Here is a 9,320-nt window from a genome sequence, read left to right on the forward strand (position 1 = left end):
TACTCCTCGCCCATGAAGGCCAGCGCCAACGGCGTGAGCACGACGGTGCAGGAGTTTGCCGACGACCTGCCCGTGTTTGAGCTCAACCCGGCCTACAACACGCAGGGCAACACCGTCACGCCCTTCCCCACCCTGTTCACGTACGAGGAAGGTCGCCTCTCCAGCACGCTCAACACGTTTGACCGCGGCTGGCTGGTGCCCGGCGTAAGCGAGGACCTGCAGCCGCTGCGCGGCTACTCGGCCCAAACCAACGCCAACACCGTCGTCGACATCGCCGGGGTGCTGCAGAACGGCCCGGTGAGCTACGCCGTGACCCGCGGCAACAGCTCGGAAGCCGGCTGGCAGCTGCTGGGCAACCCCTACCCCGCCCCCATCGACTGGGACGTGGTGCGCAGCACCGGCATGCTCACGGGCATCGAAGACGCCATATATGTGCACAAGCCCACGGGGCGCTACACGGGTTCCTACGCCGCCTACGTCAACGGCATCGGCTCGAATGGCGGCGTGAAAGACCTGGCGTCCATGCAGGGCTTCTTCGTGCGGGCCACGGCCCCCACCGGCGCGGTAAGCTTCACCAACGCCGCGCGCCACACCAGCTACACCGCGCCCACCTTCTTCCGCCCCGGCACGCCCAACCCGGCCGCCAGCGCTGCCAAGCCCGTTATCCGCCTCGAAGCACGCAACGCCGCCGGCCTGGCCGATGAAGCCGTGGTGTACTTCGAAGCCGGCGCCGGCCTGGGCTTCTCGCCCCAGCACGACGCCCACAAGGTGCAGCTCAACGCCGACGGCCGCCCCAGCCTGTGGAGCCAGATGGGCAACGAAAGCCTCTCCATCAANAAGCCACACGCTGGTGCTCACCGGCCTGCAGGATGTGCCCGCCGGCACGCAGGTGTGGCTGGAAGACCGGGTGCTGAACACGCGCCAGAACCTGGCCACCGCCGGCACCTACGCCTTCCGGATGGACGCCCGCTTCAGCGGCCCGCGCTTCTTCCTGCAGCTGCTGGCCCCGGCCGCCCCGCTGGCCAGCACCAACGCCCAGCTCGAGGCCCGCACGGCCCTGTACCCGAACCCCACGGCGGGCCAGGTGCAGCTCGAGCTCACCGGCCTCAAAGCCCAGGGCCCGGTGAAAGTGGACGTGGTTAATACCCTCGGCCAGGTCGTGCTGCAGGCCAAAGCCCCGGTGCGCCAGGGCGCAGTAGCCGAAACCCTCGACCTGAGCAGCCTGCCCACCGGCATCTACTCGGTGCGCGTGCACGCCCAGGAAGGAACCGTCGTCAAGCGACTGGTGAAGGAATAACCACCGCTTTCTGCAAAAAAAGAAAAGCCCCGTCAGCGTCTGACGGGGCTTTTTGCTTTTCAGTAAGCGGGGCGCAGTGCCGCTGCTGGCAAGCGTTGGTTCTGCCTGGCAGGGGCAGGCTCCCAACCCATTGCTGGCCCCGCGTTTCCCAGGCGCTAAGCGGCTTGGGCCCGGGCTACTCCGTGCTGGCACGGATGGAAATAACCCGGGAAAATACCCAATGGCCCGGATTGTATGCCTCTGGCTATGCCGGCAACCTTTACGCTTGCAGAATCATGCGCCAACAGCCCTGCTATTCGCGCTGATAATCCAACACTTACATCGCATCAATAAACCCTTTTCTCAACCCTCCTTCTTTTTTACAAATGAAAAAACTCTTTACCTCCGCCCTTTTGATTCTGGCCGCGCTGGCTGTATCGCCCGCCTTTGCTGCAGTGCTGCGTGTAAATAACACGCCCGGCGTAAATGCCCCCTATACCAGCTTTGCCGCTGCCCAGACGGCGGCCGTGGCCGGCGATATTATTCAGCTGGAGCCCAGCAACACCAGCTACGGAGCCCTCACGGTAAACAAGGCTGTGACCATCATGGGTGCCGGCTACCTGTTGGGCACGGGTCAGAACACCGGCCTGCAGTACACGGCCCTGGAAGCCAGCACCGGCGCCGTCACCTTTAGCGCCGGCAGCGCAGGTGCCCGCATCACGGGCCTGCGCATTCTGGGCGACGTGAACATCAACGTCAGCTCGGTTACCGTGGAGCGCAATATCCTCTGGACGGTGGGCTACGGTGCCAACTACAGCATCATCATCAACGGCGGCACGGCCCCCGGCACCTCCGATGTTTTCGTGCGCGGTAACTGGTTTGGGGGCATGTCGGGCACCGGCACCAGCACCAACTTCAACATTGCCAACAACATCATCAGCGCCGGCATGAACATGCCCGCTACCATGTCGGGCATGGTAACGCACAACCTGTTCAACTACGATGCCGGCTATAACTCGTTTGGCACCAACTACTTTGTATACAACTCTCTGGTGACCAACAACATCATGTTCAAGCCTTCGGGCACCAGCGTTACTAACAACTCCAACTACTACAACCGTTTTGCCACGGCCCTGAGCTACAACAACACCTACACCAACAACATCGGCGACTGGAGCGCAGCCTTCCCCAACGACGGCGTGGCCAACATTAATAACCTCAATAGCGTGGGCTATGCCAGCATCTTCACCTACACCGGCTCGGATGATGCCCGCTACACGCTGCGCCCGGCTCCCTCGCCGGCCCGTGGCGCCGGCACCAGCGGCGTAGACTGCGGCATTTTCGGCGGGGTGCAGCCCTACGTGCTGGGCGGTATCCCCAATTCGCCTACCATCTACCAGCTCAACTCCAACGTGAGCGGCACCAACCTGAACGTGACGGTTGGCACCAAGTCGAATAACTAAGCCAGTCGGATAGCAAAGCCCGGCCCCCGGGCCGCTTTAACTTCCTCTCATTTAACTGGTACGGTTATGAAATCCTACTTTTTCCTGCTCCTGACCTGGCTTAGCCTGCTGGGTGGCGAGGGCATGGCCCAGCGACGCTCTGCCCAGGGCGGACGGCTGGGCCCGGCCCAGGCCACGCTACAGGCCCGCACCACGGCAGGGCCCAACCTGAACCGGGTCGAGTATTACATTGACTCCGACCCCGGCCTGGGCAACGCCACCAGCGTGTCGCTGGGGGCTGCCGCCGACAACATCAACGGCTTAAGCTTTGCCGTGCCGGTGGGCAGCCTCAACCCTGGCCTTCACCAGCTGGGGATACGCAGCCGCGACGTCAACAGCAAATGGAGCCAGACGGCTATCCGGCGCTTCTTTTATGAAAGCCGGGTACTGGCCGGCAACATCGACCGGGTAGAATACTTTCTGGACTCAGATCCGGGCGTCGGCAATGCCACCGCGGCCAGCATCACGCCGGGTGCTAACCTGAGCAGTGTCGCCTTTACGGTGGACATGAGCAGCGTAAACCAGGGCCTGCACAAGCTCTACGTGCGCAGCCATGACGCCGGCACCGGCAGCTGGAGCCTCTCGGCCCTGAAGACCTTCTACTACCAGCCGCCCACAGCCGTTGCTGCCGGCAACATCGACCGGGTAGAATACTTCCTGGATACCGACCCCGGCATTGGCAATGCTACCGCGGCCAGCATCACGCCGGGCAGCAACCTGCCCAGCGTAGGCTTTGTCGTGGACATGAGCAGCGTAAACCAGGGTGTACACAAGCTCTACGTGCGCAGCCACGACGCCGGCCTGGACCGCTGGAGCCTCACGGCCCTGAATACCTTCTACTACCAGCCGCCCATTGCCACTTCGGCCGGCAACATCGACCGGGTAGAGTACTTCCTGGATTCGGACCCGGGCATCGGCAATGCCACCGCGGTTCCCATTACATCGGCGCCCAACATTGCGTCGCTGTCGTTTGCCGTGGACATGAGCAGCGTAAACCAGGGCGTGCACCGCCTCTGGGTGCGCAGCCACGACGCCGGCCTGGACCGCTGGAGCCTCACGGCCCTGAATACCTTCTACTACCAGCCGCCCATTGCCACTTCGGCCGGCAACATCGACCGGGTAGAGTACTTCCTCGACAACGACCCCGGCGTAGGCAGCGCCACCGCCGTGAGCATTACCCCCGGCACCAACCTGCCGGCCGTGTCGTTCTCGGTGAACCTGAACAATTTGAGCCGGGGCGTACACAAGCTGTACGTGCGCAGCCACGATGCCGGCTTCGACCGCTGGAGCCTGACGGCCTACCGCTGGTTCCTGGCCGACGTGGTGCCGGCCCTGGCCAACATGAACAAGATGGAGTACTACTTCGACGCCGACCCCGGCATTGGGCAAGGCGTTGACGTACCCGTAAGCTCGCCGGCAATCGACCTGAACGGCTTCCCCTTCGTGGCCGACATCTCGGCACTGAGCGCCGGCGCCCACCGCATGTACCTGCGCAGCCGCGATGCCAGCGGCAAGTGGAGCCTCACCGGCTACCAGGACTTCGTGCGCCCGGCTACGGTGGCCCCGGCCATCAGCAGCTTCACGCCCACGGTGGGCTCGGGTGGCACCGTGGTGACCATCACGGGCTCCAACTTCCTGGGCACTACCAGCGTGACCTTCAACGGCGTGGCCGGCACCGGCCTGGTGGTAAACTCCAGCACCAGCATCACGGTGACGGCCCCGGCCGGTGGCAGCACCGGGCAGGTGTGCGTAGTGGCCCCGGCGGGCAACGGCTGCTCGACGGCCGCGCAGAAGTTTACTTATACGCCGGTAGTGACGGGCATTACGCCGGCCACGCTATGCGCCGGCGCCACGGTGGCTGTTACGTTCACCGCTTCGGGCTACGCGGCCGGCAACCTGTTTACGGCCCAGCTCTCAAACTCGGCCGGCTCGTTTGCTTCGGGCGTAACCAGCCTCGGCACCCTGAGCGGTGCCAGCGGCGGCACCATTAACGGGACGGTACCGGCGGGCGCTGCGGCCAGCAGTAGCTACCGCATTCGCATTGTGGCCGACAACCCGGCCGCAACCGGCGCCGACAACGGCAGCGGCGTGACCGTGCAGAACCTGAGCACCGTGGCGGCCACCAGCAACTCGCCGGCGCCCTATAACGGCACCATTCAGCTGAACGTAGCCAACGCACCGGCAGGCGCTTCCTTTGCCTGGACGGGCCCCGGCACGTTTTCCAACGCCTCGGCCCAGAACCCGACCATCGCCAATGCCACTGCCGCGAATGCCGGCACCTATCAGGTGGTAGTTACCTCAGCCGCCGGCTGCCAGGTAACGTGCACGGTGAACGTGACGGTGAGCAACGCCCCGGGCCTGACCATGGGCACCTTCAGCGGCACGCTCTGCGGCGGGCAGGGCTTTGCCATCAACTTCACGGCAACGGGCACGGCATTTAACGCCGGCAACAGCGTGACGGCTCAGCTTTCCGATGCCAGCGGCTCGTTTGCCGCCCCTACCGCCATCGGCACCCTGGGCAACGTGGTGAGCACCGGCAACTACAGCATCAGCGTGACCATTCCGGCTGCCACGCCTACGGGCACGGGCTACCGCATCCGCCTGGTGGCCAGCAACCCCGCTGCCACCAGCAACGACAACGGCGCCGGCCTGAGCATTACCACGCAGCCCGCTGCGGTGGTGGCTTCGAACAACTCGCCGGTAACCTACAGCGGTACGGTAACACTCACGGCCCAGGCCGTGGCCGGCGCCTCCTACCAATGGCTGGCCCCGGGCAACGTGCTGGTAGGCAACCAACAGACGCTAAGCATCAGCAACGCCACGCCCGCCAACAACGGTACCTACACCCTGGTGGTGACGGTGAGCGGCTGCCAGAACTCCACCACGACCAGCGTAACAGTAAGCCCCTCGGCTACGCCCATTCTCACGATGGCACAGTTCAGCGGTACGCTCTGCGCCGGCACGGGCACCATCAACTTCAGCTTTAACGTGACGGGCAACAGCTTCGCGGCGGGCAACACCATCACGGCCCAGCTCTCGGATGCCAGCGGCTCGTTTGCCGCGCCGGTAAACGTGGGCTCAGTAAGCTTCAGCGGGCAGGGCAACGGTGGCATCACGGCCAGCATCCCCGGCAACACGCCCCAGGGCAGCGGCTACCGCATTCGCCTGGTGGGCTCCAGCCCGGCCGTTACCAGCCAGAGCGACAACGGCTCCAACCTGACCATCAACGCCCAGCCGGCGGCCGTGGTGGCGAGCAACAACTCGCCGGTGGCGTACAACGGCACCATCACGCTCACGGCTCAGGCCGTGGCCGGCGCCTCGTATATGTGGCTGGCCCCGGGCAACGTACTGGTGGGCAACCAGCAGACGCTGACCATTGCCAACGCCACGCCCGCCAACAACGGCACCTACACCCTGCAGGTGATACTGGGCAGCTGCGCCAACACCACCACGACCAGCGTGACGGTAAGCCCGGCCCCGGCCGCAACGCTGGCTACGGGCAGCTTCGGCGGCTCCTACTGCCCCGGCTCCACGTTCTCGGTGCCGTTCACCGTGGGCGGCAGCTTCAACGCCGGCAACGTATTCACGGCCCAGCTCTCGAACGCCAGCGGCTCGTTTGCTTCGCCGGTGAACATCGGCAGCGTGAGCGGCACGGCCTCGGGCAGCGTGCCCGTGACCATTCCGGTGGGCACGGCCAGCGGCACGGGCTACCGCATCCGCGTAGTAGCTTCCAACCCGGCTACCATCGGCTCCGACAACGGCCAGGACCTGACCGTAGGCGCCCTGACCTTTACCTGGACGGGCGGCGCGGGTACTACCGACTGGTTTAATGCCGCCAACTGGAGCTGCGGGCAGGTGCCCAACAGCACCAGCGTGGTTATTATCCCCAACCTGGGCCCGGGCTTCGCCTTCTACCCCGTGGTGGGCGGCGGCACGGCTTCGGTGTTCCACATCACGGTGCAGAACTCGGCTTCGCTGACCATCAACACCACCTTCCACGTGTACGGCAACACCACCGTGAACGGCACCGTGACCGGCAGCGCCAGCTCCAACTGGTACTTCTACGGCAGCGGCACGCAGTATGTGTATGGCAGCCAGCCCCTGCAGGTGGGCAACCTCTACATCAACCCCGGGGTGACGCTGAACCAGCAAAGCCAATTGAGCACCATCAACGTGTATGGCAGCTGGTACAACCAGGGCAGCTTCGCTGGCAACAGCAACCCGCTCTACGGCGTGAACTTCAACGGCTCGGGGGCTGCACAGTGCGTGTGCGGGGTAACTACCAGCTTCTACAACTTCGTGGTGAGCCCGCTGGCGCAGGTTAACCTGGGCGTCAACACCCAGTTCCTGAGCAACATCAGCGTTAACGGCAACTTCAACTCCAGTAGCTGGGCCGTGGTGTTCGACGGCACGGTGCCGCAGTACATCGGCGGCAGCAACAGCGGCAGCACTATCTTCAACAACGTTACCATCACCGGCACGGCGAACGTAACCCTGGTAGATAACATCACCGTGCGCGGCAACTGGATAAACCATGGCCAGTTCATCCCCAGCACCTACGCGGTGGTATTCGACGGCACCACGGCTCAGACCATCGGCGGCTCGGTTACTACCAACTTCTACAATGTGACGTTCAGCAACACTATTTCGGTGACGCTGAACCAGCACATCTACGTAGGCGGCAGCTTCAACAACACCGGCGTGTTCTATGGCTACTACACCGTGGGCGGCGTGACCACCGGCCACTGGGTGCGCTTCAACGGCAGCACGGCCCAGGTGATTAGCGCCAGCCCGACCACGTACTTCTGGCACTTCTACGTGGATAATTCGGCCGGCGTGAGCCTGGCCAGCAACATCTACATTGCCGGCAACTACTTCCTGTTCAGCGGCTCGTTCAACCCCGGCACGTACACCTGCTACTTCAACGGCCTGGGTGGCTACGAGCAGACCGTGGGCGGCAACGTGGCCGCCGGCGGCAGCCTGAGCTTCTATGGCTGGAACATTGGCAGCGGCACTACGGTGCGCCTGCTGCAGCACTGCACCTGGCTGGGCAGCATCGTGAATGCCGGCAACTTCTACGGCTACACCTTGGTAGGCGGCGTGTACACGGGCTACCACTGCTACTTCGGCGGCAGCACGGCCCAGACCCTGGGCGGAACGGGCAACTACTACTTCTGGCACGTGAACATCACCAACACGCTGGCCTCGGTGACCTTCAACACCAACGTGCACGTGTGGGGCAACTGGCTCAACAACGGCGTGTGGAGCTGCGGCCCCTACACGGTGTTCTTCGACGGCCCCCAGGCCCAGCTGATTGGCGGTTCGCAGATTTCGAACTTCTACCACGTCACCATCAACAACCTGGTGAGTGTGACCTTGAATCAGAACATCTACGTGCTGGGCAACTGGGGCGGCAACGGCCACTTCTTCGGCCCAGGCTACTACGTGTACTTCAACGGGTCAGCAGCGCAGACCGTGTTCAGCTCGGGCAGCACGCGCTTCGGCACCGTGCGCTTCGGCAACCCGGCCGGGATAACGCTGCTCTCCAACCTGTACCTGACCGGCAACTGGACGCACGACGGCGGCTTCGTGGGCAACGGCCACACGGTGTACTTCGCCGGCAACAGCCTGCAAACCATCGCCGGCACGGCCACCACCCGCTTCCACCACCTGAACATCGTGAGCGGGGCCACGGTCCGCATCGACCGCACCATCGTCCTGTTGGGTAACTGGTTCAACCACGGCAGCTTCCAGCACAACAACCTGCTGGTAAGCTTCCTGGGTACGGCTCCACAAACCATCGGCGGCTCGATTATCACCCGCTTCTACGACCTGACGCTCAACAACCTGATAAGCGTGAGCCTGGGCTTCAACATCGACATCGTGCGCCACTTCGTGAACCAGGGCGTGTTCTGCGGCTGCGGCTACCTGGTGCAGTTCAACGGCACAGTGCCGCAGACCATCACCTGCACCTCGGGCCAGACCAGCTTCCACCACCTGACGTTCAACAACATCCAGGGCGTGACTTTGCTGAATAACATTGCCGTGACCGGCAACTGGCTCCACAACGGCGGCTTCCTGCACGGCGGGCAAACGGTGTACTTCACCGGTACGGCTCCCCAAACCATTGGCGGCTCGATTAACACGCCGTTCTACGGCTGGCACAACACCAACACGGCCGGCACGGGCGTGAGCCTGACACAGAACGTGAGCATAGCCGGCAACTGGGTGAACGCGGGCAACTACTGCGGCTGCGGCTTCACCACGCTCTTCAACGGCAGCGTGGCCCAAAGCCTGACCTGCTCGACGGGCCAGAGCAACTTCCACCACCTGACCCTGGCCAACACCTCAGCCAGCGGCGTGACGCTCACGGGCAACATCAACGTGCTGGGCAACTGGCTGGTGAGCGGGGCCTGGTTCCCGCAGACCTACACCGTGTTCTTCACCGGCACGGGCGCCCAGACCATCGGCCTCGGCGGCGGCATCACCCGCGCCAATTTCCACCACCTGACCATCGCCAACACCTCGACGGCCGGCGTGAC

3 protein-coding genes are annotated in these 9,320 nt (G+C 63.9%); all 3 read left to right on the top strand.

The genetic code is table 11. From position 1 onward, the window contains the following. Positions 1 to 958 precede the first annotated feature (958 nt). Positions 959 to 1,297 carry a T9SS type A sorting domain-containing protein gene (locus ABD919_RS23920; RefSeq protein ID WP_425556393.1) on the top strand — a complete coding sequence of 113 codons (339 nt, stop codon included), beginning with the start codon at positions 959 to 961 and terminating at the stop codon, positions 1,295 to 1,297. A 365-nt stretch (positions 1,298 to 1,662) separates the two neighbouring features. Next, positions 1,663 to 2,739, top strand: a complete 1,077-nt coding sequence (locus tag ABD919_RS01355; protein ID WP_345233097.1) for a hypothetical protein — start codon at positions 1,663 to 1,665, stop codon at positions 2,737 to 2,739. A gap of 66 nt (positions 2,740 to 2,805) precedes the next feature. Continuing rightward, positions 2,806 to 9,320, top strand: a 6,515-nt coding sequence (locus ABD919_RS01360) for a beta strand repeat-containing protein (protein WP_345233099.1), incomplete at its 3' end; no start/stop codon positions are given.

The organism is Hymenobacter saemangeumensis, assembly GCF_039541835.1.
GTDB lineage: Bacteria > Bacteroidota > Bacteroidia > Cytophagales > Hymenobacteraceae > Hymenobacter > Hymenobacter saemangeumensis.